At 31.7% G+C, this 24428-nt stretch carries 22 protein-coding genes; 13 read left to right on the top strand and 9 right to left on the bottom strand.

Going from position 1 to position 24428, the window contains the following annotated elements; all coding sequences use genetic code 11:
• Together CHB80_RS22925 and CHB80_RS22920 are read left to right on the top strand one after the other, a co-directional pair.
• Nucleotides 1-2118: RHS repeat protein (locus tag CHB80_RS22925; protein ID WP_317044300.1), on the top strand; the 2118-nt coding region annotated here is incomplete at its 5' end.
• A gap of 6 nt (nt 2119-2124) precedes the next feature.
• Nucleotides 2125-2763 carry a hypothetical protein gene (locus CHB80_RS22920; RefSeq protein ID WP_089373860.1) on the top strand — a complete coding sequence of 213 codons (639 nt, stop codon included), beginning with the start codon at nt 2125-2127 and terminating at the stop codon, nt 2761-2763.
• A 61-nt stretch (nt 2764-2824) separates the two neighbouring features.
• On the opposite strand, the gene CHB80_RS22915 is transcribed toward CHB80_RS22920, so the two are convergent.
• The 3 genes from CHB80_RS22915 to CHB80_RS22900 form a co-directional block, all read right to left on the bottom strand.
• Nucleotides 2825-4300, bottom strand: a complete 1476-nt coding sequence (locus tag CHB80_RS22915; protein WP_089373859.1) for a site-specific integrase — start codon at nt 4298-4300, stop codon at nt 2825-2827.
• A gap of 237 nt (nt 4301-4537) precedes the next feature.
• Nucleotides 4538-5641 carry a pentapeptide repeat-containing protein gene (locus CHB80_RS22910; protein ID WP_089373858.1) on the bottom strand — a complete coding sequence of 368 codons (1104 nt, stop codon included), beginning with the start codon at nt 5639-5641 and terminating at the stop codon, nt 4538-4540.
• 525 nt (nt 5642-6166) lie between these two features.
• Nucleotides 6167-8971, bottom strand: coding sequence for a hypothetical protein (locus tag CHB80_RS22900; protein WP_143337231.1), 2805 nt, complete (start codon nt 8969-8971; stop codon nt 6167-6169).
• Between the two features lie 95 nt (nt 8972-9066).
• Between CHB80_RS22900 and CHB80_RS22895 the strand changes: the two genes are divergently transcribed.
• The gene (locus CHB80_RS22895) at nt 9067-9531 is read left to right on the top strand and encodes a hypothetical protein (protein ID WP_089373855.1); all 465 of its coding nucleotides are present in this window, start codon (nt 9067-9069) and stop codon (nt 9529-9531) included.
• A gap of 143 nt (nt 9532-9674) precedes the next feature.
• Entirely contained in the window at nt 9675-9947 is a 273-nt protein-coding gene (locus CHB80_RS22890; RefSeq protein ID WP_089373854.1) for a hypothetical protein, read from the top strand.
• Between the two features lie 65 nt (nt 9948-10012).
• On the opposite strand, the gene CHB80_RS22885 is transcribed toward CHB80_RS22890, so the two are convergent.
• Together CHB80_RS22885 and CHB80_RS22880 are read right to left on the bottom strand one after the other, a co-directional pair.
• Nucleotides 10013-10336, bottom strand: a complete 324-nt coding sequence (locus CHB80_RS22885; protein WP_089373853.1) for a hypothetical protein — start codon at nt 10334-10336, stop codon at nt 10013-10015.
• A gap of 261 nt (nt 10337-10597) precedes the next feature.
• Complete coding sequence (locus CHB80_RS22880; RefSeq protein WP_089373852.1) at nt 10598-10828, bottom strand: hypothetical protein; 231 nt, start codon at nt 10826-10828, stop codon at nt 10598-10600.
• A 194-nt stretch (nt 10829-11022) separates the two neighbouring features.
• Here CHB80_RS22880 and CHB80_RS22875 point away from each other — a divergent pair, with 194 nt between their 5' ends.
• Nucleotides 11023-11211 carry a hypothetical protein gene (locus tag CHB80_RS22875; protein WP_229746956.1) on the top strand — a complete coding sequence of 63 codons (189 nt, stop codon included), beginning with the start codon at nt 11023-11025 and terminating at the stop codon, nt 11209-11211.
• A gap of 41 nt (nt 11212-11252) precedes the next feature.
• Here CHB80_RS22875 and CHB80_RS22870 read toward each other — a convergent pair whose 3' ends face one another.
• Together CHB80_RS22870 and CHB80_RS25065 are read right to left on the bottom strand one after the other, a co-directional pair.
• Entirely contained in the window at nt 11253-11765 is a 513-nt protein-coding gene (locus CHB80_RS22870) for a hypothetical protein (protein WP_089373851.1), read from the bottom strand.
• A complete protein-coding gene (locus tag CHB80_RS25065) occupies nt 11716-11838 on the bottom strand; it encodes a hypothetical protein (protein WP_262486199.1) in 123 nt (40 codons plus the stop codon). The genes CHB80_RS22870 and CHB80_RS25065 overlap by 50 nt, the downstream gene beginning before the upstream one ends.
• A 274-nt stretch (nt 11839-12112) precedes the next feature.
• Between CHB80_RS25065 and CHB80_RS22865 the strand changes: the two genes are divergently transcribed.
• From CHB80_RS22865 to CHB80_RS22835, 7 genes are all read left to right on the top strand, one after another.
• Nucleotides 12113-12838 carry a type III pantothenate kinase gene (locus CHB80_RS22865; protein ID WP_089373850.1) on the top strand — a complete coding sequence of 242 codons (726 nt, stop codon included), beginning with the start codon at nt 12113-12115 and terminating at the stop codon, nt 12836-12838.
• Nucleotides 12831-14078: an OmpP1/FadL family transporter gene (locus CHB80_RS22860; protein WP_089373849.1), complete on the top strand. Its 1248-nt coding sequence runs from the start codon at nt 12831-12833 to the stop codon at nt 14076-14078. The genes CHB80_RS22865 and CHB80_RS22860 overlap by 8 nt, the downstream gene beginning before the upstream one ends.
• A gap of 18 nt (nt 14079-14096) precedes the next feature.
• Nucleotides 14097-15482: a tetratricopeptide repeat protein gene (locus tag CHB80_RS22855; RefSeq protein ID WP_089373848.1), complete on the top strand. Its 1386-nt coding sequence runs from the start codon at nt 14097-14099 to the stop codon at nt 15480-15482.
• Nucleotides 15482-16054, top strand: a complete 573-nt coding sequence (gene lptC, locus CHB80_RS22850; RefSeq protein ID WP_089373847.1) for an LPS export ABC transporter periplasmic protein LptC — start codon at nt 15482-15484, stop codon at nt 16052-16054. Before CHB80_RS22855 ends, lptC begins: the two co-directional genes overlap by 1 nt.
• Nucleotides 16051-16245, top strand: a complete 195-nt coding sequence (locus CHB80_RS22845) for a hypothetical protein (protein WP_089373846.1) — start codon at nt 16051-16053, stop codon at nt 16243-16245. Before lptC ends, CHB80_RS22845 begins: the two co-directional genes overlap by 4 nt.
• A complete protein-coding gene (locus CHB80_RS22840) occupies nt 16246-17544 on the top strand; it encodes a hemolysin family protein (RefSeq protein WP_089373845.1) in 1299 nt (432 codons plus the stop codon).
• A 77-nt stretch (nt 17545-17621) separates the two neighbouring features.
• Nucleotides 17622-19739 (top strand): peptidylprolyl isomerase, encoded by a 2118-nt coding sequence (locus CHB80_RS22835; protein ID WP_089373844.1) that lies wholly within the window; start codon nt 17622-17624, stop codon nt 19737-19739.
• 73 nt (nt 19740-19812) lie between these two features.
• Here the strand turns inward: CHB80_RS22835 and CHB80_RS22830 are convergent, their stop codons facing one another.
• Entirely contained in the window at nt 19813-20721 is a 909-nt protein-coding gene (locus CHB80_RS22830; RefSeq protein WP_089373843.1) for a GYDIA family GHMP kinase, read from the bottom strand.
• A complete protein-coding gene (locus CHB80_RS22825) occupies nt 20722-22029 on the bottom strand; it encodes a hydroxymethylglutaryl-CoA reductase, degradative (protein ID WP_089373842.1) in 1308 nt (435 codons plus the stop codon).
• Nucleotides 22030-22205: 176 nt separating this feature from the next.
• Here CHB80_RS22825 and CHB80_RS22820 point away from each other — a divergent pair, with 176 nt between their 5' ends.
• Nucleotides 22206-24407, top strand: a complete 2202-nt coding sequence (locus CHB80_RS22820; RefSeq protein WP_089373841.1) for a S9 family peptidase — start codon at nt 22206-22208, stop codon at nt 24405-24407.
• Nucleotides 24408-24428 lie beyond the last annotated feature (21 nt).

Raw genomic sequence — 24428 nt, 5'->3', positions numbered from 1 at the left:
AATGGAACTACAGTAGCTACACATACCATGACACAAAACTTCCCTTCTCTAGTTGGAGATATGGTGATGTATGATGAAGGGACGCAAATAAGCAGTTTAAATCTCTATGCAACTACTATTGAAAAGAGTCTACAGAAAGTAGATTATGCCTACAATGTACGTGGTTGGCTCACTGATATCAATGACATCAATGATAATTCAACAGAGCGTGATCTGTTTAACTTCCATCTTAATTATGATTCTAAAGAAGGTATGACTGCTACCGGTAGTATCACACCACTCTACAACGGAAATATTTCTCAGACGATGTGGAATACAGCCAATACTGATAATCAAACTAGAGCCTATGGATATGCCTATGATGATTTAAATAGAATCAATGCTGGATTTAGCAGAAACGGTGTTAATTATAATGACGTAGATAGTTATAGCCTTATTAATGTAAGCTATGATAAAAACGGAAATATTGGTGGTTTAGAGCGTTTAGGATACATCTCAAGCTCAAGTAGTGGAATAATGGATGATCTCACGTATACCTATAATGGGAATCAATTATTGAGTGTTACTGAAAACAGTCAATCAACAATCAAAAAACAAGGGTTTTATGATGGAAACACTTCAGGTAATGACTATCAGTATGATGTTAATGGAAATATGATTGAAGATCTCAATAAAGGTATTGGAAACATAGATTATAATCATTTAAATCTCCCTGAAACTGTTACAATTAACACAATTGATGCCGAACAAACTGCTCAACAAGGAACTATTAACTATATTTACGATGCAACAGGAGTAAAGCTCGCTAAAGTAGTGAATGATGTAAATCAAAATAGTACCATTACAACCTATTATGCAGGAGGATATATCTATGAGAACAACAATGGGGTTGAGCAACTTAAAATGTTTCCGCATCCTGAAGGATATGTAGAACCTGTTTATGGTACTTCTAAATCTATTCAGAAATTTAGCTCCATATCGCAAACCACATCATTCTCTACCTATCAGTATGCTTTTAACTATACCGATCATTTAGGAAATGTAAGACTCACCTATGCAGATAGTGATGGAGATGGAGCCATTAAACCATCAAGTGAGATTATATCTGAAAAACACTATTACCCTTTCGGTCTTCAGCAAAAAGGGTATAATGAGACGATTACCTCTAATGTAAATTCTTTTGCGAATAATTTTAATTATAATGGAAAAGAGTTTAATGAAGAACTGAAGCTTAACTGGCATGATTATGGTGCAAGAAATTATGATGCATCTATAGGTAGGTGGATGAATATAGATTTTTTTGCTAATCAGTATAATTCTTATTCTCCGTACGTATATACGCTGAATAATCCAGTTAAATTTGTTGATAAAGATGGCCGAATTGTTAGAGATCCTGATGGGAATATTGTTTTTACTGAAACAGGTTCTCATATATATTTTCAAACAAGCTCTCCAGAAATAATAGGACAAACTTCAGACGGGAATGTTACATATGGATATTGGAAATCTAAATATAATACAGGTAATATTTATGCTAATAATGGTACTGCAATTAGGGCATATCAGTATACACATTCTGAATATGTAATTGAAACTAGATCTCCAACAGGAGAAGTGATTGATCGTAAAGTAGACGAAGTAAACAATTTAGGATTTGATAATCCTAATGCAGCGAATGCAGGAATTAATTGTACTACTAATTGTCATGGTATGACATTTACATCAAGTAGATTGTGGTTGCAAATTGATCAAGTGAAAGAAATTGTTGAGAATGATGGGTTGGAATTAACTGAAGAGTCTTTAGCAGATATTGCTGTTTTTCATGATGGTATAGGTAAAGATGTTCACTCAGCTACTAGAAATGAATCAGGGACCTATGATGATAATTCAGGAATGCTTGTGTCACAATATGGTCGAAGCTTACAAGAAGCTTCTAGGGGATTTTCTGGAGAAGGGAAGTTAAAAGCTTCTACTGCTAGAAAGAAACGTTCTGTGAGTTTTTTCAAAAAAGTCGATGATAAAGTATTTGATACTGAATTTGGAAGTGTCAAAAATGGTGTAAGGACAATAACAAATCAAGAAGAAATATCGGAATTTGTAAAATTAATTAAAGAATAAAATATTATGAGATTATTATTTGCTTTTATTTCATTACTCAGTTTAGTTGGTTGTAGTTCGCAGAAACAAACAATTGGAAGAACTACTCAGGATAAATATTTTAATTTAATAGAAAAGGGAGGTCTTAGTAGGATACAATTGTCATCTCAAAGTACTTTAATACTTGATGATTATAATTTTTATAATAGTGTTATTGACTTTTCTGAACAAGAAAAGTTAGATATGATTGGGGAGTTACTCTCATATAAAGGTAATAAAAAAACAGCTTCCTTTCATATAACATCAAGTAATAGAAATTTATCTCAATTATATATTGGAGATGTTAAAAGCTATTCTGTGGAAATTCAAGCTTTACTTATGATAAATGAGATTTATTTTACAAATCCTTTTTATTATTCTCCATTTCCAATTTTAATTAGTTCACATTCTGATAAAGAAATAAATAATGAAAAGGAGTCTATATTAGACGTTTATTCTCAATATGAAAAATGGTATAAGAGAATAAGAAAAAAAGGATTTGTAAAATCAAAGCGTCAAAAAATTATCCCATTAGATCGTAAAAGTAAATATATGTGGATGTATGGTGTTTTAGTAGACCCTAATAGTAAATTACAATTTAAACTTGATAAATTAGACTTAAGATAAAATTAAGAATAGATAATAGAAAAAGTAAAGAAATTAGCTTTACTTTTTCTATTATCTATTCTTAATAACAATAAATTTCAGATACATTAAATGTATTCAATTCAAATAAAAACATTTCCGCTTTGTCAATAAGGCTAGCCTTATTATAAAGAGCAATCATATCTTTTGAATCTTGTTTTTTTGGATGCGTGATATATTTAATACGTTCTCCATTAATATTATTTTCGAGCAAATTTGTAATGAATGAACGCCTACAGTCATGTGTAGATACAAGCTCATATTTTGGTATGCCGGTCGTTACTATTTTACCTTGGTTAAAACTGATTTTCGTTTTTTCTTCCAACGTCTCTATTTCAAGAAGTTTGCAAACTCTTTTGATATTCACATTAATGATTTGTTCGTTAAAAGCAGGGAAGCGATTGTTATTTACTTTAAGAATATCTCTAACAGGTTTTAAAAGCGGAATGATTACGTCACTTTTTGTTTTTCCGATTTTAATTTTAACGCCATAAAAATCCTCTTTTTTACCTTTAAAAACTTCTGGCGATAAAAGATGTAATGCTTCCATATCTTCTACACGTAATCCCATTAATGAAGCCATTATAAGATATTGCCGAGCATTTTCTAATTCATTATCTCCAATTGTATTATTGATGGCACTTTGAATTTCTTTTTCATTTAGATAAATATCTTTTTGAGCTGGTGGGTTTTCTAAAAATAAGTTCCCATCACTTAGATCTAAAGTGATATTAGCTCCACTTTTCTTTCCTAAAGATAAAATACGATGTAAGAGTTTTATGTATTTATTAATAGATTTTGTACTGTAACCAGTAGGATCTCTTCGCTGTTTTCTAGACTGATTAGGGTTATTAACTTCAACCTCGCCACGATATACATCATCAGCAATTTTGAAGAAATTCCAATAAAATTTAGTGTCATTAAAATCTGAAAATAAAATTTCAGTATTGTTTATTATGTGATAGTTTTCGAACATTCGAGATAGGGAAACATAGGTTTTTATATAGTTTTCTGACGGTGCATCTTTCTTTTTCATTTTGATTGCTTCTCGGTCATTCTCAATTTTCTGATATAAAAACTCTAAAACAGTTTTTTGTTTGGTAATTTCTTTTTTCTTTCTCCCTAATTTGATTTCTAGTAAATCTTTAAATTCAGACGGAGTAGGGTTAATTTCTGTAATAAAAAAATGATTAGTTACATCATCTACAGTACTTTTTATTTTTGATATTCTCGTCTTTATTGATCGGTTATTGCGCGAATATTGGTTAAATGTTTTTTCATCAAAAACAAAAACAGATCTTTTCCCTTTTTGGATATGTTTTCCAAAATTTTCAGGTTTAATTCTGCATAATGTAGAAATCTTTATAGGTTTATATTTTTTCCTGTCAGAGTTGAATTTTGTAATTTTTTTTGACCTGTCAATTTCTGAATAACCTATATTGATATCTAGAAAAATTTGTCTTTCTCCATTCTTATTTGGATGACCATCAAGGTAAAATCTTAATATAGGTTGTTTCATATCACATCGGAAAATACATCGTAAAATTATGTATTTATTTGGTTTTATATGATGTTTTATGAATTTCTTTTTGATTTATGAAAATCGTTATTTATTGATAATTAGTTTTTTAAAATAAATATGTATCAATTTGATTCAATTTGAAGCCAAACTCATCAGTACTGGAGGTACCACAGAAAAACCCGATCTTTTTGATCGGGTTTTTTGTTTTATATTGGAAAGTGCGTTGGAAAAACTTTAACTACTTTTGTTAATTAATTTTTGAACATTACTTAATAAGTGCTGTTCAGAAGAATATTCAAAAATATCCTCTACCCAAGGATATCTATTCCAGTGTTCAAACATTGCATATTCTCTATTCCCTTCTAATAGTAATGGTTGTACTTTTAAAGAGGGGAGATTAGGTATTATAGTGCTTAATTCTTGAGGAATACTTTTAGGGTCAGTAATATCAGCAAATACCATTTTTGAGATATTGGCAATTAATTGAATTGTTTCCGTTAAATCTCTATTTAAAGAAGGAGAGAATGTAAATAACACAGGAATATATCCTAATTCCCGTATTTTTTGTTTTATACCTTCAAGAACTTCTAATCTTTCATCCGTAAACCTTCCTAGTATTAAAATGACCTTTGATGTTAAAGAAGTAACTACATCTCTAATCTTTCTATTGTCAATAAGCATATAAATGAATTGAGCAATCTCTATATTATCAACTGATATTTCAGATGAATTATCTTCAATATCATTTGTGATAATTAAATTTTTTGAGATCGAACCTTCAATTTTAATTCCCCAAGTAGAGACTCCGTATATCTTGGAAGAATCTATTGTAGTCTTATAAAGATGTGTTTCTGTAAGATTTGCAAATTTTAGGTACGTATATAAAATAGTGCAATTGTCATATTTTGTTAAGTACTGTTCCGTCTTACTTAAATTACATCCAATAAATTTACAATTGTTAAATTTTGAATAATTTAAATTAGCCCCTATAAAATAAGTCTTTTTGAATGTGCAATTCTTAAATATGCAATAGTTAAATTTAGAATTATCAAATTGAGTTTCAAAAAAATCACAATCATCAAATTCAACATAATTGAATTCTGAAGACTGTATTTTTAATCTAGAAAAATCAAATTGTTTAAATTTTCTTCTACTTAATTTCATCTTAGGTAAAGATGCTATAGATAATGAGATATGATACGATTGATAATTTCGTAAAGATTTGTCGGAATGTAATTTAATTCCACGTACATTTTTGGTTAGCTCTTTAACCCAATTATTCCACTCTTCAGCTCCTTGATCTATTAAATCAATAATGCTTTTTTCAGTTAATTCCATAAATTAAAATTTCTAATATGCATAAATATAGGTATTTAAGATGTGTAAAACTGTTTAGTAGAGGTTGAATATTAAGTACAACTTAACTTTGGTATACAAATCTTATTGAAGTCATCTGCGATATATGATACATAGATTCTCGCTTTAATACACTTTGCAAAAAGTAGCCCGCCGTTACAGCAGCGGGCTATTTATAATTGCTTTCTATTATACCCAGACGAATGAATATTTCGAAAGCCTTTGGGCATTACACTTTTTTTCAGAATACTTCAAGGAAAGCATTTAATGCAAAGCGTATGAAGTAGCTTCTCTTAAACCGTTCTTAAATGAAAAACCTGCATAGGTTTATCGCCAAAATCAAAGTTCCAATTCACGATGTTGAAAATGCTATTTATCTTGAAGATGGAGTGACTATTATCCTAAGTCTTGCTTCTCGACCAATGATTTTGATCTTTTACACGCTCGATAACTTCATCGAGGAGGATATAAAATGCTTTGTCTTCTATGCAAATAACTTCTATAAGTTTAATATTTGTTATCAACAAAAGTAATTTTTGGGACAATGAATTTTTTATAATCTTTCTCGTTAAATGTTATGTCGTCTAATGATGTCCTTTTACTATTTGTCATTTCTCTAAACATTCGTCCTTTTTTTAATAAAGATAGATGTATAAGAGTCATGTGAAATGAGGATCGTAACTTATATATTTCACGTCTAATAGTAGGGTTTACTATATAGGTGCCTCCTTGTGGATCGAATAGTAAATTTGAGAAATCTTCATTTTTAGTGTTTTCATAATCCTTTTGTCTTCTAACAATATTATATTTTTTAGATTCCTTAGAAACCTCTTTAACAGCTTCTAAATAGGCATATAATAAATTTCTAGTAAAAAGAAATCTATTTTCATCAGTTTCATTTGTTGAATAATTGTTAATAACTCGACCTTTAATTAAATTTTCCTTTATTTGATTTATAATTTGAGAATTATCACCGATATTATTTAATAGATTTTTTTTATATAGATTTTCAGCAAACTCTTTAATTTCGTTTACCCAAGCTAGGAACTCCCCTTTTAAGAAATAAGTGTTCAGAAAAGTTTTGAGAGATACTATTTCTCTGTTAGCAATAATATCTAATTTAGGGTCAAACTTGACTTCGTAATTTTCATATTCTTCTTCAGAGTAACATTTTAAAACTATAAGCTGTCTAAACAGGTAAGGAATTAAATATTTTGTATTTATATCTAAATTTTCATGGTTATTTTGAAAATTATTTATGTCTGTAGAAAAATATGCCCAAGACCAATAAGTATACATTTTAGAATTGTCTTGGTAGAATAATCGATAACCAACTAGATCTGAAAAAATATGTTCAAAAAATTCAGGAGTTAGAGGAGTTATTATATTTTCATATTCTCTTATTAATTGATCCCCTTCAATACCATTCTTTCTTAAATTCCAATCGATATAATTTGTTGAAGTTTTTCTGTTCTTTTGACGGTGAAATCTAAATAGATTGGGATGTTCGTGCTCAAATCTATTTTTGCATTGATTAGTAGCCTCTTGAAAGAGTACAGCGCAAAGTAATTCTGGGTTAAAAACGTGAAAATAGTTCAACCTTAGAGCTAAATCTGATATAGTAAATTCTGGATCAGCTTCTACAAATACAAAACTTGCCTTATTCCCAACTATTGAGGTAATACTCTTGTATAAAATGTCAAAAGCAGAAACTAATGTTTGAGATCCAATATTAAAAAACATAGGTTGATCATATTGATCTCCATTGTTATATTGACCTAGAACTCTATTGTAATAAGCATAATGAAATGCATGTAGACTATGATTGAGCCATTTTAATATTGATTTAAAGTTATAGTTAGAAGTATTTTTTGAACGATAAATAGCATTTGCTACTACTTGTAATATATGTGTCAAAAAAGGCCTAAGTTCTATGAAGCTAGCAAAAGATAAGCTGTTTGACATTTTATTATTAAAAATAGAGAAAAGATTCAGGATAGCTTCTTTTGTAACATGTGGTATATTTAGTTCGCCTAAAGTCTTGTTTAGTTTAATTAGAGTATCAGAGTTGAACTTTAATTTTAGTAAATCAACATCAGATATTGAATTACTTGTGATAGAACCTTGTGGAAAACAATTTTCTTGATGGTGAAAAATTACTGTTGTTGATAATCTATTTACTTTAGAAGTGAAATTCTTATTATTTCTAAAATTAGTAATCCATCTTATTAATTCGTGTGTTTTTATTTTTTTATTTTTATTTATATAGTATAATATATCAGATTTTCCAACTGTGGCTTTGATGTGATTTGATTCGTCAATTTGTAATTGATCTAATTTAGATATTTCTTTAAGACTATTGAATATATCAACTATGTAACCAGGTTTTGTTGAAATATCTATTCTGTGTAATATCTCATCATTAGAAGAAATTAGATTTTTTATTGCATCTTGATTTGAGAATAAATCATAGTCAAAACCAAGTACAGAATGAGAGTCTGTGAATAATAAACTATCTGGCTTTACACTTGTTTGTTCTGCTTTTAAAATGTTTTTTAGAGGTCTGTCAATTAAATCTAAAGTGTTAATTAAATCAGATTTTGTTAAGCTCCTTAGTTTTATCATTATGTCCCCAATGGAGTTGTAACTATCTGCAAAAATGGTTATTGTGATTTCGGACCATCCATAATTTTCAATAATAATAAAATCAAATTGATGTTTTTTATCAATTTGATTTTTCAAAGTGTAGTTGATTTGTTTTATAACACTTCTAATGAAATCAGTTCCGTTTTTAAAAAGGCATAAGTCATTTAACTTTAATCTAGTAATGGAAATTAGAGGTAGTTGCTTGTTTTCGTATATTTTTTTATGTAGCCCCGTTATTTTATCATCTTTATCATCTTTATCATCTTTATCATTATTAAATTTAGGCGTTGGTCCTAATATAGTGTGGCGTGATATATCTAGAATACAATCTTCTTTACTAAATAAATTTAATCCTTTTAAACTAAATTCTCTAACTGGAAAACTGAATCCATCAATTATTGTTATTACGGCAAGGTCAAACTTTCCAAATAAATAGAATTTTTTTTCCTTAAAGAAGAATTTTATTAGACTGTCATAATCTGTGTCTCCTTCTTTTTTATTAGAGTAAAGTGATATTTTTTTGTTTAAACGTTTAGTATAATCTTCAAATAAACCTTCTAGAGTTGCGTTAGTTTCTTCTTCTTTTCCTAGAGGAAGAGAGATTAAACCTATAAAGAGACTTCCATCTTGAAGTAAGCAATTGCTTTCCATATTATTTTTTTCCATAAATTCGTTCCGTGTTGAAATTCAATTGATAAGCTGATGGAAAATTAGTTTAAAATTTTGATATATCTATAAATTTGTTCTTATTTACAATATATATGGGGAATATTAGTGATAAAAATGAAAAGAGGAAGTTACTTTGGAGTTGGGGGTTGTCAACCCTTCCTTTTTTTGGTGTTTATATAGTAACATTATTGAGTAAAGACTATAGTAGTTTTTGGGAACTACTTTCTGAATTAGATGAAAATTTAAAAGCAGAATATTTGCTTTTTATATTAATTTCTCTAGTTAATTTTAATTTTTACATTTCCGATAAAGAATTTTATTTTACAAATAAAAAGTTGGGCTTTTTGAATAATGCTAAAGCAGAAGTTTGGTTTCCAATGTTTTTACAAGGGATATCAATTATACTTGCAATTATTTATTCATGTTTGAAAGCAGGTTATGAAATTCGTTTGATACAAGGATTTAATACTAGATATATTAAATGGATTTACATATTTGTGGCTATTATAGGTGTAATAGTAATTCTTTCGAAAAAGAGAGAAGATGATGTTAATTAACTGTGAATTTTTTATAAATTTAATGAAATGTTTGTATTTTATTTTGGTTAATTTTATTGAAATCAATTAATTATCCTTAATATTGCAAAGAATTTGAATGTCGGACGACTAATTAGTTTAAAGCATTTGTAAGTAATAAGTGTATGGATTTTTTAGTTTTGATTATATCTACAGGCATAATTCTATATGCTGGTTCTCTTTTTTTTAAAAGAAAAGATGTAAAAGTTAAAACAGAAATTATAGATAATAATTCTGATAGAATTACGGAAGTTAAAAAGATTGTCGAATCAGAAGTAATATACGATAGTAACAATGAATATTCAACAGATGGACTTGGAGAGTGGTCATATGCTTCACATAGCGCAAATAGAGAAGATCATATACCGGTTGAATCTAGACCGTATTTATACAAATAAGAAGTTTGATTTTTTATATGTATTCTTCCTCTTTACTCTAAAGAAGAAAATCAATAGTAGTAAATCTAATGATTATAAATTCCATACTTAGAGATCAAGTTTATTTCAATAAGAAGCATTTCAGCTTTATCTATTAAGTTATCTTTATTATAAAGAGCAATCATGTCGTTTGAATCTTGTTTCTTTGGATTAGTGATATATTTAATTCCCTCTCCATTAATATTGTTTTTGAGCAAGTTTGTGATAAATGATCGTGTACAGTCATATGTAGATACAAGCTCATATTTTGGTATGCCAGTAGTTACTATCTTACCTTGATTAAATCTTATTTTTGTTTTTTCTTCTAAGGTTTCTATATCAAGAAGTATACAAGCTCTTTTAATGTTCACATTGACAATTTACTTGTTAAAAATAGGGAAACGATTGTTATTAACTTTAAGAATATCTCTAACGAGTTTTAAAAGAGGAATGATAACTTCTGACTTTGTCTTCCAATTTTAGTTTTAATACAATAAAAACTCCCTCTTTTCCCTTTAAACAATTCTAAAGAATGAAGGTGTAACTTCTCCATATCTTCAACACGTAATCCGTTAAAGAGGCTATTGTTAAATATTGGTATGTGTTCTCTAACTCATTTATTTTCAATATAATTAATGATGTCGATATAGGTTTCTTTTTCGTTTAAAAATATTTTTTTGTGCTAGCGGGTTTTCTAAAAACAAGTTCCCACTACTTAAATCCAAAGTTCTATTAGCACCGCTTTTCTTTTTTCTGCCTAATTTGATTTCCAGTAATTCTTTAAATTCTGATTGAGTAGGATCAACTTCTGTTATAAAAAAGCGATTGGCAATATTATCTGAAGCGTTTTTTATTTTGGACATTCTTGTTTTCCTTGAATACCATAAACTCTTTATCTATTTATCGTTACTGATGTTATTTTTACTGCTTGAAGATGAATTGTTTTTAATTTGTAATGTGTTAATTTATAGATTTTTAACAATGTAAAGTGCTTTTGTAATTATTTTTCACTTTCTAAAACTTCTTTTCTATATTTATAGTACCTAAATACATGGATATGGACATTTTAAAAGAAGCAGCTGCTTTTGAAAACGCTAAAATGAGTAATATGTCTACGAGTGATAGGGTGGTGGCATCTAGAGAAGCAAAACGACTTGTACTAGCAATTAATGAAATTTATAAGGAAACTAAAGATCCTGAATTGATGGAAGTCATGAAACGATTTACAGAAAAAAACGCAAAATAGAAAAAGACTTAAAGGCAGGCCGCCAGAGGTAGAATAGTCAATTAATCGTTTTTTGTATAACTCTCTAACTCTTCTTCAATCTCGTCTTTGAGATCAAGATCTCCTATGATTTTATTAAGCTCACGACTTATCCAGATTAAGAATACAACGATAGGCATAATAATAGGGAGTGAATACCAAAAATCAAATTCGTCCATATAGCTTACTTGGTAATTAATGACCCCTAATAACTGGAATAAAAACATGATTAATGGAATTAAAATTGCCCATCTCCACCAATGTTTAGCAGTAATAAACCATAATGCAGTTATGATAACAAAAGTGATTTTTGTGAATAATGCATGTATATAGTTTTGAGCATTATTAAATCCTTTACTTTCAAAAGTAAATAAAGAAGTTTCCCATGTTTTAGAATTGTCTGGGGCATACTTATATAAGTAGAATAAAAAAGGTGTGATTGCAAGTAAAAATGCAATCACACCTCCAATAATAAGACGCTTTTTTCTATCCGTTTGGCGGGATTTCGTATTTGTCTTTGTCAATTTGTCTTTCATTTGGGGATGCGTTTGTAGCAGTACCTACAAGAACGGCAAGGGCAAATGCAATTGCTAGAATTACTTTTTCCATAATTTTGAGGGGTTTTGAGTTTTTGTTAGGACAAATGTCCTTTATCCCTCTTTCCTTATGAAATAATTGCGCTATATGTTATTGTATAACTTATCTACTTATGTTTACAAACTTACTAAAAAATGATTTTGAAAAGTAAACAAATCAAAAAGTCTGTTAATAACCCATAATTTATGTTAACTACCTATTAATTTGCAAAATCACAACGTCTTTTACGATTCTGTTAACAGGCTAGTGTTTTTCAATTTGTATTTTTGGCGACATATTATACCGTATGCAACTTATAATAGATGTAGGGAACACTAGAGTAAAAGCCGCTATTTTTGATGATGATGTTATGGTCGCAAAAAAAGTGATGGCATTACCACTATTTATAGAAAATCTAGGTGATTTTGTAGCAGATTACCCTGTAAAGAAAGCTATTATATCTTCTGTAGGGAGATTATCAGAAGAGCAGGCTCGATCTGTTCAGCTTCGATTTCCTACGGTTGTTTTATCTCATAATACTCCTCTTCCTTTTGTAAATGATTATAGTACTCCAGAAACATTAGGAGTGGATAGGATGGCGCTTGTGGCCGCTTTCGCGAAAGCGTACCCAGGAAAAAATGGATTGATCATAGATGCAGGAACTTGTATTACTTATGACTTTATAAATGCAGAAGGTCATTATAAAGGAGGTGCTATATCTCCAGGCATCCGATTACGATATAATACATTACATAATCTTACGGCAAATCTTCCTTTATTAGAAACACATATGCCAGAACACATTATTGGAGATAGTACAGAAATGGCTATTCATTCAGGAGTTATGGTAGGAATAGTAAAAGAAATAGACGGAATTATAGACCAATATAAACACGATTTTGAGGTTGATACTGTTATTTTAACGGGTGGAGATACAGAAACCTTGTCAAAACGATTAAAAAATAGCATCTTTGCGCACTCTAATTTTTTGATGGAGGGCTTAAATTATATATTAAGACGAACGAATGATTAAAAAAATAATTATTGCAGTAATGCTTGTGATGGCTGGAAATGCCTTTGGACAGGAGGGTGGAACTGCATCTCCTTATTCCTTTTTTGGTATAGGAACACAACAATTTAGAGGAACCTATGAAAACCGTGCCATGGGTGGTATGGGTGTTTATAGTGATAGTTTACATCTTAATTTATTAAATCCTGCACAATTAGGTCGTTTGCGATTTGTGACATTTACTGTAGGAGGAAGTCATACAGAAGTAAACTTAAAAGATAACGTTAATGAGAATAGTAATTCTATAAGTACAATAGACTATTTAGCGTTAAGTTTTCCGGTATCTAAAAGAGCAGGTGTTAGTTTTGGATTGGTTCCGTTTACCTCTGTAGGTTATGATTTAAGTGATGGTGAAGATGAAACTATTAATACGTTTTCAGGGAGAGGTGGTGTAAATCGCGTATTTTTGTCTGCAGGATATAAAGTAACAAAGGGACTATATATAGGTGCAAGTGCTAATTATAATTTTGGAAATATCCAAAATGAAACATTACGTACGATAGATGGAGCCGAATTAGGTACACGTGAACGTAATCGTTCAGATATCTTAGGGTTTACTTTTGAATTAGGGGCACAATACGATGTGATGCTTACAGATAAGTTAGAGCTTCGTAGTTCTGTAAAGTATGTTCCTGCTACAGAAGTAGAGTCTGAAAATGAAAGGCAAGTTTCTTCAGTTGTATTTAATAACTTAGGACTATTACAAGATATAGACATTATAGAAGTTCCTGTAGGAGATACTAATTTTGATTTTCCTTCTTCTGTTACCTTTGGAGCTGGATTAGGAGAGCCTAATAAGTGGTTTTTTGGGGCTGAATATACAAGTCAGAAAAATAGCACGTTTACCAATAGAGGTTTTGAAATAGAGAATGCAAGATTTGAAGATGCTACTCAGTTTAGACTAGGTGGGTTTTATATTCCTAAGTATAATTCTGTCTCAAGTTACTTTGAGAGAATTACTTACAGGGCAGGATTTAGATATGAAGAGAGTGGTATTGTCATAGATAATGAAGATATAAATGAGTTTGGCATATCTTTTGGAGTTGGACTACCAGCAGGACGAAGATTAAGTAATATTAATTTTACTTTTGAGTTCGGACAGCGTGGAACGACAAATTCAGGATTAGTTCAAGAGAACTTCTTTAACGCAGGGATTAGTTTATCTCTCAATGATATTTGGTTTATCCAAAGTAAATTTAATTAATAGTACAAAAACTAGATTATGAAAACTAAATTAACTACACTTTTTGCAGCGATCGTATTGATGATGACCGGGACTGCAAATGTAAATGCTCAACAAATAAGCGAGGAGTGTATTACTACAGGTTCGATTTTTGTAGAAGCTGCCAAAGTTAAAAACTATGAAGCGGCTAGACCATCATTTGAAAAACTAAGAAAAGATTGTCCTAACTGGTCATTAGCCTTATATCAATATGGAGAGCGTTTATTAAAAGCCGATCTTAAAAAAGCTACAGGTGATCAGAAAACAGCCGTTGTGCAGGATCTTATCTCATTTTTAAAGCAAAGAGAGCAGTACTTTCCAGCAAAGACTCCATCAGGGAAAAATGCTGCAAACCAAGCACAAATCCTTTTTGATAATAAAGTAGGAACTAAGAAGTCTCAGTATGATGCTTTTAATGCAGCATTTGCAAAAGATCCAGAATCTATTTCAAGTTCAAAAAGTATCTATACTAGATTTAAACTAGCTGTAGATTTATTTAAGGCGAATGAGTTACCACTTCAAGATGTTTTTGATCTGTATGATGAAACTCAGGAAAAACTTAATAAAGAAGCAACTAAACTAGATGTTAAGCTGCAAAAACTTTTGGATAAAGAAAATGCAGGTCAACCTTTAAGTGCAAAAGAAGCAAAAAGAAAGGATGGTTACACTAAAAACCTTAAAGCTTTTGGAACGTTTGGTAGTAGTACAGATGGTACTATGGGTGTGTTAGGAAACTGTGAAAACTTAATTCCTTTATATAATAAAGGATATGAAGAAAATAAAAATGACATTGCTTGGATTCGTAAAGCAGCAGGACGTCTTGCAGGAAAAGATTGTACAGATTCTGAATTATTCCAAAAATTAGTAACACAGTTACATAACTTAGAGCCATCTGCAAAGTCAGCTCAATACTTAGGAATCTTAGCAGATAAGAAAGGTGATAATGCTGCAGCTCAAAATTATTTCCAACAAGCTATTGATCTTGAAACTGATCCTAAAGAAAAGGCAAAATCTTATTATAGACTTGCTGAGAAAGCAAGAAAGTCTGGAAGTTATGGAAAAGCAAGAGGTTTGTATAACAAAGCATTGGCAGAAGATCCATCTATGGGAAGATGTTATTTGAAAATAGCAGCTATGTATGCTTCAAGTGCAAATAACTGTGGAGATAGTGTATTTAATAAAAGAGCTGTATACTGGCTAGCTGCAAACACAGCAGAGCGTGCAGGTCGTGTAAGTCCTTCATTAGCAAAAAATGCAAATGCAACAGCAGCAGCTTACAGAGGAAAAGCTCCAGATAAATCAATGATCTTTAATGCAAACATGGGAGGTAAGACAGTCTCTATAGGATGTTGGATTGGATCAAGTGTAAGAGTTCCTAATCTATAATGATAAAAAGAACAACTACATATATAGTATACTTAGTCACAGCTTTTGCTGTGACTTTGTGTTTTAGTTGTAAAGGTAAAGGAGAAGAAATTCGTAAAATGCGTATTAAATCTGATGCCGCTATTGCAGAAGGAACTGGTATTAATCTTAAATATACAGATTCAGGAAAGGTGACGGCACATCTTAAAACTCCGTTACTTAAAGATTTTAGTAATGCTTCTTTTCCTTACGAAGAATTCCCAGAAGGTGTAGAGGTTACTTTTATAGATGACGATGGAAAAGAAAATATCATCACTTCCAAATATGCCATACGCTATAAGAATACCAATCTTATAGATTTACAACAAGATGTAACCTTATTTACAAGCGACTCTGTAACATTAAATGCCCAACAATTATATTGGGACCAATCTAGTAATTGGATATTTACTGATCAGCCTTATACACTTATTACTGCAGATGGATCTCGTAATGATGGAGATTTATTTGACTCAAACAAAGACTTTACAAATTTTGTATCTTTAAACAACGTAAGTAAACAATACGTAAAAGAAACCACCGAAGACCAATGATGCGTTACGCAAAATTCACAGAATGGATATATGCTATTATAGCAATATTAGCAGGTTATGAAACCTTTTCAAAATGGAATGAAGACAGAAATAGTGCCTATCTGTTCCTGTTTTTTACAGTAGTTAGTATAGGAATGTTTTTCTTTAGAAGACACTTTAGAAAGAAATTTGAAAAAAGGAACCAGCCTTAGATGGAGTCACTTGAAAGTAGCATAGCGGTCATTTGTGTTTCGCTCATTCTTTCTGCTTTTTTCTCAGGTATGGAAATTGCTTACATATCGGCAAATAAAATTCATATCGAATTAGAAAAAAAGCAAAATGACTTTCTTTCTAAAATTCTCGCACGTCTTACTCAAAAACCCTCAAAGTTTATAGCAACCATGCTTCTAGGCAATAATATAGCCTTAGTTGTATATGGGTATTATATGGGAGATGTGCTACAACATTGGTTAGAAAGTGTGCCTTTCGGCGAAAACTTACAATGGCTTTCTACTTTTGTTTCAGAGTTTAGTTTGCTTAGTCAAACGATCATCTCTACCATTGTGATTCTTCTCACAGCAGAATTTTTACCAAAAGTATTTTTTCAAATTTATGCCAATAGACTATTAAAGGTTTTCGCAATCCCTGCATATTTCTTTTATGTTTTATTTAGTTTTTTAAGCTCCTTTGTGATTTGGATTTCTGATATGGTTCTTAAATATCTATTTAAAACGGATGGTGATGAGGTGCAGCTTGCCTTTTCCAAAGTAGAATTAGGGAATTATATTTCAGAACAAATGGAATCTGTATCTAATCATGAAGAAGTAGATACAGAAATTCAGATTTTTCAAAATGCATTAGAGTTTTCAGAAGTAAAATCGAGAGAAGTAATGATTCCGCGTACAGAAATTATTGCTGTTGAGGAAAATATGAGCCCTACAGCTCTTACCTCTCTTTTTATAGAATCGGGACTCTCAAAAATACTAGTCTATAAAAATACTATAGACGATATAATAGGGTATGTACACTCTTTCGCACTGTTTAAAAAGCCTAAAACAATCAGTAGTATCTTAATGCCTGTTGTGTATGTTCCTGAAACAATGCTCGCAAAAGATGTGCTCAATGTACTCACTAAAAAAAGGAAAAGTATTGCTGTGGTTATAGATGAATATGGCGGTACTAGTGGGATGATGACCGTAGAAGATATAATCGAAGAACTTTTTGGAGAGATTCAAGATGAACATGACTCTATAGATTTAAAGGAAGAAATCACTCAAGATGGATTTTATCATTTGTCTGCTCGTTTGGAAGTAGATTATCTAAACGAAACCTATAAATTAAACCTTCCTGAAAGTGAAAACTATGAAACTTTAGGAGGACTTGTGGTGAGTCATACAGAAGAGATTCCTGAAGTAGGAGAGACAATATTGATAGATAACTTACAACTCCATATACTAGAGACTTCCAATACAAAAATCGAGCTTATTGAGATACGACCTCAAGAAGGTTAAATCCTATCACTTTTTTGTTTTTTATTTTATAAGAAAATGGTATTTTCGCCCACTATTGTAGAATAAATTATTGACAGATGGCAATTTTAAATAAGATAAGACAACGATCACTCTTTTTAATCCTAATCATTGCATTAGCACTTTTCTCTTTTGTGCTTGCAGATTTGATTAAAAATGCAGGATCTGATTCATCAAAGCAAAACCGTGTTGCGACAATTAATGGAGAGGATATAGACAGAAAAGAATTTGATCTTAAAGTAGAGCAACAAGTACGTCGTTTAGGCCCGTCGGGTACAACGACAAGAGCGGTGAATGCAGTATGGGACCAAGAAGTAAACCGTATGGTTTTAGAAGGTCAGTATGAAGAGTTAGGTATTCGTGTCGGGAAAGAACGTGTTACGGAGCTTCTTAAAAACGCATTACAGAATGATGCTAGATTTCAAGATGCTGATGGATTCTTTAGCGAGGCTAAAATGCAAGAATTTATAGCGACATTAAGAGATAGTGGAAACCCTGACGATTACAGAGGTTGGGTTAATTATGAAGAGTCACTTGCAAATTCAGAAAAGCAAAGTGTCTATTATAATTTAGTGAAGGCTGGATTAGGCGCTACTCTTAAAGATGGAGAAGTTGCTTACAGATTAGATGGGAATGCTGTAGATATTCAATTTGTACAAATTCCTTACGCAAGTATCTCTGATGATGATATTACAGTATCTGAATCTGAAATTACAAGCTATATAAATGCGCATAAAGACGAGTATCAAACAGATCCTACTCGTAATATTCGTTTTGTGAAATTTGAAGAGAAGGCAACCTTAGATGATGAGAATGTTCTTAAAGAATCTATGATGACGTATCTTAATGATGAGCTTATATCTTATAACAGATCTACACAAATTAATGATACACTTCCAGGATTTAGAGTTGCAGAAGATTTAGCTGAATTCCTTTCAGAAAACTCTGATTTACCATATGTAGATCGTTTCAGATTCAAAAAAGATCTTGCAGGTATTGTAAGAGATACCATTGCTCAATTAGATAAAGGAGCCATTTACGGTCCATATAAAGATGGTCGTTATATGAAACTAGATCGTATTGTTGAGACAAAACAATTACCAGATTCTGTTAAGTCACGTCATATCTTAATAGGATATCAAGGTAGATCTGCTCAAGTAACCCGTACTAAAGAAGAAGCAGAAGCACTTGCAGATAGCTTACTTACCGTTATTAAAGGAAATAAATCTAAATTTTCTGATTTAGCAAAAGATTTTTCTGAAGACCCAGGAAGTAAAGATAAAGGTGGAGAATATGATTTCTCTGAGTATGGAAAATTCGTTCCTGAGTTTAATGATTTCTTATTTGAAGGAGATAAAGGTGATTTAGATGTAGTAGAAACTCAATTTGGATATCACATCATAGAAGTATTAGATCAGAAAGATTTCCAAAAAACATTTAAGATTGCTAGTATCGCAAAAGAAATTGCGCCTTCAGATAAAACAATATCTGATGTATATACAGAAACACAAAAATTTGAAATTGCGGCTGGAAATGGAGATTTCGATGCGATAGCTAAAGAAGGTAATTATACAGTTCGACCTGTAAATAATATCGGGAGAATGGATGAAAACCTTCCTGGGCAGGGACCACAACGTTCTATTGTACAATGGGCTTTTGAAGAAGGTACAGAGAAGGGAGATATCAAGCGTTTCCAAGTAAACGATGGATATATTGTTGCTCAAGTTACTCGTATGGTAGAAGAAGGAGTAAAACGACCTGAAGATGTATCGGCTAGTGTATTACCTATTTTACGTAAGCAAAAGAAAGCAGCTCAAATTAAAGCGAAGATTTCTGGTACTACTTTAGATGCGATTGCGCAAAGCCAAAATCAAGTAGTAAAAACTTCTGGAGCATTAAATATGAACAGCCCTAATATTGCAGGAGCAGGAGACGAGCCTAAAGTAGTTGGAGTTGCTTTTGGTCTTAATGAAGGCGATGTTTCAGAACCTATAGAAGGAGAAAGAGGTGTATATGTTATTAAAGTAACTAAGAAAACAGAAGCCCCAGCCTTAGAAAATTATGGTTCTTATGCTGCACAACAAGCACAGAAAGCTAGAGGAGCTGTTACCACAAAGGTAATTGAAGCGCTAAAAGCCGCTGCAGATATCGAAGATTATAGAGGTACATTCTATTAATAGGATACCCATTAGCATATAAAAAAAGGATCACATTAGTGATCCTTTTTTTGTGGTTTTAAATACGTGTATCTTAAAGTATCATTTCTGAAAATGATAGTATTGTAGTATATCCTTTTTCTCTGAAATAGCTCATTTCTTCGTAAGTACCTATAGCAAGTATAAAATCACCTCCCCAACCTCCTAAACTTTTTATAGCTTTAGGGTACGCTGGAAATAGTTGTTTTTTTACAGTAGGTGTTTGTACTATTTTTGATAATTCAGACTCATGGTCTATGATCAATGCTTCAAAACGAGAAAGTGAATTTTGAGAAGCAATCATTGCTTCTGTAAATAGCGTAAATGTTTTGACTTGTATGGCCCTCTCTTCAGTTTTTATATTTCTATAGTGAGAAATACTCTCCCTGCTATTTTGTTTCTTATTTAAATGTATAAAAAACAATTGATCCTTAAAACTAGGATTAAATATAATAGGTGTTACAGCTGGAGTAGCTTTTTGACGTATGTATGTAATGGGTGTATGTGATGTGGCACATGCAATATCGTAACCACTTCCACCAAAAGTTTTTTCAAGTAACTCATATGGATTTACGTGCGCCCATTGTGCAATATTTGCAATCAAGGTAGATGAAGACCCTAGTCCCCAATTTCTAGGAAATTCTAACGTGCTTATTGCTTTATATCCTTGAGAAGATTTTAAAAAGTCAGGATTTAATGATTGTGCTTCGGTAAGAACCTCATATAATTTTTGGATGATGGGATTGTCCGATTTTATATACTGGGATAGCGGTAAGCTAATTTCTGTTTCAAACCATAAAGTGCCATCGTGTAGGATACTTTGCCAAACCAATTTTGATGTATCTAAAGGTGTAATGGTAAGAGACTGTCCTTTTTTGGTAGGAATCGCAAGTGCTTTAGCCCCATCTAGTACAAGATATTCTGCAGTAAGAAGTAATTTTCCGTGACTATAAAAAGAATGCATTTACGATCGGATTTTTTCTATATAACTCACCACAGCACTATGAGAAACAGGGTTTGTTTTAAAATAAGTGACGGCCTGTTCTTTTTCAGAGATAGAAGCTTCAAACTGGTTTAAAATATTCATAAGGTGCATTTTCATATGCCCTTGTTGTATTCCTGTGGTGGTAAGTGATTTTACAGCAGCAAAATTTTGTGCAAGTCCAGCAACAGCAATAATTTGCATGAGTTGTTTTGCATTAGGATGTTGTAGTAGTTCAAAACACCATTTTACAAGAGGATGCAATTTTGTAAGACCACCTACAGTACCAACTGCTAACGGAATGTCCATCCAGAATCTAAATACGCCATCTATGACGCTTACATGCGTAAGACTTTTATAGATACCATCTTTAGAAGCATAAGCATGTATTCCAGCTTCAATAGCTCTAAAATCATTACCAGTTGCCAGAATTACCGCATCAATACCGTTCATAATCCCTTTATTGTGGGTTACTGCACGATACGGTTCTACTTCTGCAATAGCAATGGCCTGTGCAAATTTTGCAGCAAATTCTTCCCCATCAATTCCTTTTTCGGTAAGATCAGTTACTGGGCAGCTCACTTCAGCTCTAACGATACAATCTGGAACATAATTAGATAAAATGCTCATAATAATACTGAGTTCGCTTTCGCGAAAGCGTATATCAGCATCAAAACCGTTTTTAAAAGTCTGTGCAAATTGCTCTAAGCAACTATTAATAAAATTAGCCCCCATTGCATCTAAGGTTTCAAAAGTGCAGTGTAATTGATAGTAATTAGCTAAGGTTGCTGTTTTATCTATTAAGGTAATGCTTTTAATACCACCCCCTCTTTTCTCCATATTTGCCGTAATAGGTTTGGCATCTTCCAAAAGTGTAGGCTTTATTTCATTAAAAAAAGCTTCTAAGACGCCTACATCACCTGTATACATAAAATGTACCTGACCTATTTTTGTGGTACCTAAAACCGTTGTTTTAAAACCACCGCGAGCTTCCCAAAATTTTGCAGCTTTACTTGCTGCGGCTACAACAGAGCTTTCTTCTATAGCCATTGGGATGGTATAATAGGTGTCATTAATTAAAAAATTAGGAGCGACACCTAGTGGTAAGTAATAATTGGTAATCGTGTTTTCTATAAATTCATCATGTAACTGTTGTAGTTTTTCATCTGAATTCCAATAGGTTTTAAGTAGTTGGCTTGCGGCTTCTTTTCCAGAAAAGTAGGTCTCTGTTAACCAATGAATCTTTTCTTTTTTAGATAGTTTTGAAAAACCTGATATTTTTTTGGTCATTCTATATGGTTTGTAGTCATCACAAAGATAGGTAGAAAGTTGTTAAAGCAGTTTTAGGTATTATTTTTGATGATGATTATTTCTTAACATTTTGATAGTATTTAACACCAAATAGCGGGTTTTCTGGTCTTTTTTTAGTAAAATTGGAAAACCTTTACTAAAATCTTACGATTTTTATGCGAATCACTACCTTTATGATTGCCTTTTTTCTTCTGGCAACCCCCATCATTACGGCTCAAAATAAGTCTATTACCATTGCAGATATATGGAAACCCAATGTCAATACATTTAGAACAGAGCGTTTACAAGCATTACATTCCATGGCAAATGGAAAAGAATATGCAGTACAAAACTTTGATAATAATACTCGTGTAGCATCGGTAGATATCTATAATTATGAAAGTGGAGAAAAAGTACGTACAGCAGTAAGTACAGCCGAAATAGAAGGCCTTGATTATTTTATTGCCTATGAGTTTAGTGCTGATGAGCAAAAAGTGCTGCTTTCTACACAGATTAAGTCCATTTTTAGACGCTCGACATTAGGAGAGTATTATGTCTATGATTTGCTTTCGCGAAAGCTTACAAAAGTATCTGATGATCTTATTCAAGAGCCTACATTTTCTCCAGACGGAACTAAAATTGCGTACGGAAAAAATAATAACCTCTATGTTTTTGATATTGATAGAAATGAAACGAATCAATTTACTTTCGACGGGAAGAAAAATAGCATTATAAACGGAATTACAGACTGGGTGTACGAAGAAGAATTTGGCTTTGTACGTGCTTTTGATTGGAGTGCAGATGGAAAACGTATTGCTTATATACGTTTTGACGAAACCAATGTACCCGAATTCTCTATGGATGTATATGGTGATAAACTCTATCAAACACAAACCGTATTTAAATATCCTAAAGCGGGAGAAGAAAATGCTAAGGTAAGTTTGCATGTTTACAGTTTGGGAGAAGCCTTGACAGGAACCAATGTCGTGCAAACAAAGCAGATCAGTTTTGGAAATATAGATCCCTATTATATTCCGAGAATAGCGTGGTCTAAAGACCCAAACATCCTTTCTATACAAACCCTTAATAGGAATCAAAATGATTTGGTTCTTGTGTTTTATAATGCAAGTACCAATAAAGTCTCACAACCTCTTCGAGATAGAGACCAAGCTTATGTAGATGTAACAGATAATCTTACGTTTTTAGAAGATAATAGCTTTATCTGGACCAGTGAAAAAGATGGCTGGAATCATATTTACCATTACAATAAAGATGGTTCTCTTAAAAAGCAAGTAACCTCTGGTAAATGGGAAGTAACAGAATATTATGGATATGATGCAGCATCCAATCGTATCTTTTATCAAAGTACCGAAAATGGCTCTATAAACAGAGGCATATATGCTATTGATATTAGTGGGAAGAACAAAACACCTTTAGCTGTAGATGCAGGTTCTAATAATGCTGATTTTAGTGCTGATTTTACGTATTTCATAAATACGTTTAGTGATACCACAACACCATGGCGTTATACATTACACAATGCAAAAGATGGTAAACTCATTAAGACGTTAAAAGATAATGAGACCTTAAAAACTTTATATAACAGTTATAAAGTATCTCCTAAAGAATTTTTTACATTGCCTATTAATGGCGAAGATTTAAATGGATATATGATCAAGCCTCTTGATTTTGATCCTACTAAAAAGTATCCACTTTTTATGTATCAATATTCTGGACCAGGATCACAATCGGTAAAAAATTCTTGGAATAGTTCTAATGATATGTGGTTTCAAATGCTAGCGCAAGAAGGATATATTGTAGTATGTATAGATCCAAGAGGAACAGGTCTGAAAGGACGAGATTTTAAAAAAATCACTCAAAAAGAATTAGGAAAGTATGAAGTAATCGATCAGATTGCTGCTGCAGAAAAATTAGGAAAAAGAGAATATATAGATGCTGATAGAATAGGGATATTTGGCTGGAGTTATGGAGGATTTATGGCATCCAATTGTCTTTTTCAAGGAGCCGACACCTTTAAAATGGCCATTGCCGTTGCTCCAGTAACTTCTTGGCGTTTTTATGATACTATCTATACAGAACGGTATATGTTAACTCCTCAGGTAAATCCAGGCGGATATGATCGTAACTCTCCCTTAAGTCATGTAGAAAAATTAAAAGGAGACTTATTACTCGTGCATGGAAGTGCTGATGATAATGTACACGTGCAAAACTCTACACGACTGGTAGAAGCATTGGTGCAGGCAAATAAGCAGTTTACCTATTTTAATTACCCTGATAAGAATCATGGAATTTACGGAGGGAATACCCGTTATCATTTATACACCATGATGACCAATTATATCAAAGAGAAATTATAATCAACTATTATACAACCTAAT

The organism is Dokdonia pacifica (assembly GCF_900188275.1).
GTDB lineage: Bacteria > Bacteroidota > Bacteroidia > Flavobacteriales > Flavobacteriaceae > Dokdonia > Dokdonia pacifica.
The sequence above is the reverse complement of the archived record's forward strand: the minus strand, read 5'-3'. Positions and strand labels throughout refer to the sequence as shown.

Excerpts from the sequence above, each read along its gene's own strand:
- CHB80_RS22835 (WP_089373844.1), top strand. The coding sequence starts at position 17,622 with ATGGCAATTTTAAATAAGATAAGACAACGATCACTCTTTTTAATCCTA.
- CHB80_RS22830 (WP_089373843.1), bottom strand. The coding sequence starts at position 20,721 with ATGCATTCTTTTTATAGTCACGGAAAATTACTTCTTACTGCAGAATAT.
- CHB80_RS22890 (WP_089373854.1), top strand. The coding sequence starts at position 9,675 with ATGGATTTTTTAGTTTTGATTATATCTACAGGCATAATTCTATATGCT.
- CHB80_RS22825 (WP_089373842.1), bottom strand. The coding sequence starts at position 22,029 with ATGACCAAAAAAATATCAGGTTTTTCAAAACTATCTAAAAAAGAAAAG.
- CHB80_RS22820 (WP_089373841.1), top strand. The coding sequence starts at position 22,206 with ATGCGAATCACTACCTTTATGATTGCCTTTTTTCTTCTGGCAACCCCC.
- CHB80_RS22860 (WP_089373849.1), top strand. The coding sequence starts at position 12,831 with ATGATTAAAAAAATAATTATTGCAGTAATGCTTGTGATGGCTGGAAAT.
- lptC (WP_089373847.1), top strand. The coding sequence starts at position 15,482 with ATGATAAAAAGAACAACTACATATATAGTATACTTAGTCACAGCTTTT.
- CHB80_RS22855 (WP_089373848.1), top strand. The coding sequence starts at position 14,097 with ATGAAAACTAAATTAACTACACTTTTTGCAGCGATCGTATTGATGATG.
- CHB80_RS22875 (WP_229746956.1), top strand. The coding sequence starts at position 11,023 with ATGGACATTTTAAAAGAAGCAGCTGCTTTTGAAAACGCTAAAATGAGT.
- CHB80_RS22910 (WP_089373858.1), bottom strand. The coding sequence starts at position 5,641 with ATGGAATTAACTGAAAAAAGCATTATTGATTTAATAGATCAAGGAGCT.
- CHB80_RS22895 (WP_089373855.1), top strand. The coding sequence starts at position 9,067 with ATGGGGAATATTAGTGATAAAAATGAAAAGAGGAAGTTACTTTGGAGT.
- CHB80_RS22920 (WP_089373860.1), top strand. The coding sequence starts at position 2,125 with ATGAGATTATTATTTGCTTTTATTTCATTACTCAGTTTAGTTGGTTGT.
- CHB80_RS22915 (WP_089373859.1), bottom strand. The coding sequence starts at position 4,300 with ATGAAACAACCTATATTAAGATTTTACCTTGATGGTCATCCAAATAAG.
- CHB80_RS22870 (WP_089373851.1), bottom strand. The coding sequence starts at position 11,765 with ATGAAAGACAAATTGACAAAGACAAATACGAAATCCCGCCAAACGGAT.
- CHB80_RS22840 (WP_089373845.1), top strand. The coding sequence starts at position 16,246 with ATGGAGTCACTTGAAAGTAGCATAGCGGTCATTTGTGTTTCGCTCATT.
- CHB80_RS22880 (WP_089373852.1), bottom strand. The coding sequence starts at position 10,828 with ATGTCCAAAATAAAAAACGCTTCAGATAATATTGCCAATCGCTTTTTT.
- CHB80_RS25065 (WP_262486199.1), bottom strand. The coding sequence starts at position 11,838 with ATGGAAAAAGTAATTCTAGCAATTGCATTTGCCCTTGCCGTTCTTGTA.
- CHB80_RS22865 (WP_089373850.1), top strand. The coding sequence starts at position 12,113 with ATGCAACTTATAATAGATGTAGGGAACACTAGAGTAAAAGCCGCTATT.
- CHB80_RS22845 (WP_089373846.1), top strand. The coding sequence starts at position 16,051 with ATGATGCGTTACGCAAAATTCACAGAATGGATATATGCTATTATAGCA.
- CHB80_RS22900 (WP_143337231.1), bottom strand. The coding sequence starts at position 8,971 with ATGGAAAAAAATAATATGGAAAGCAATTGCTTACTTCAAGATGGAAGT.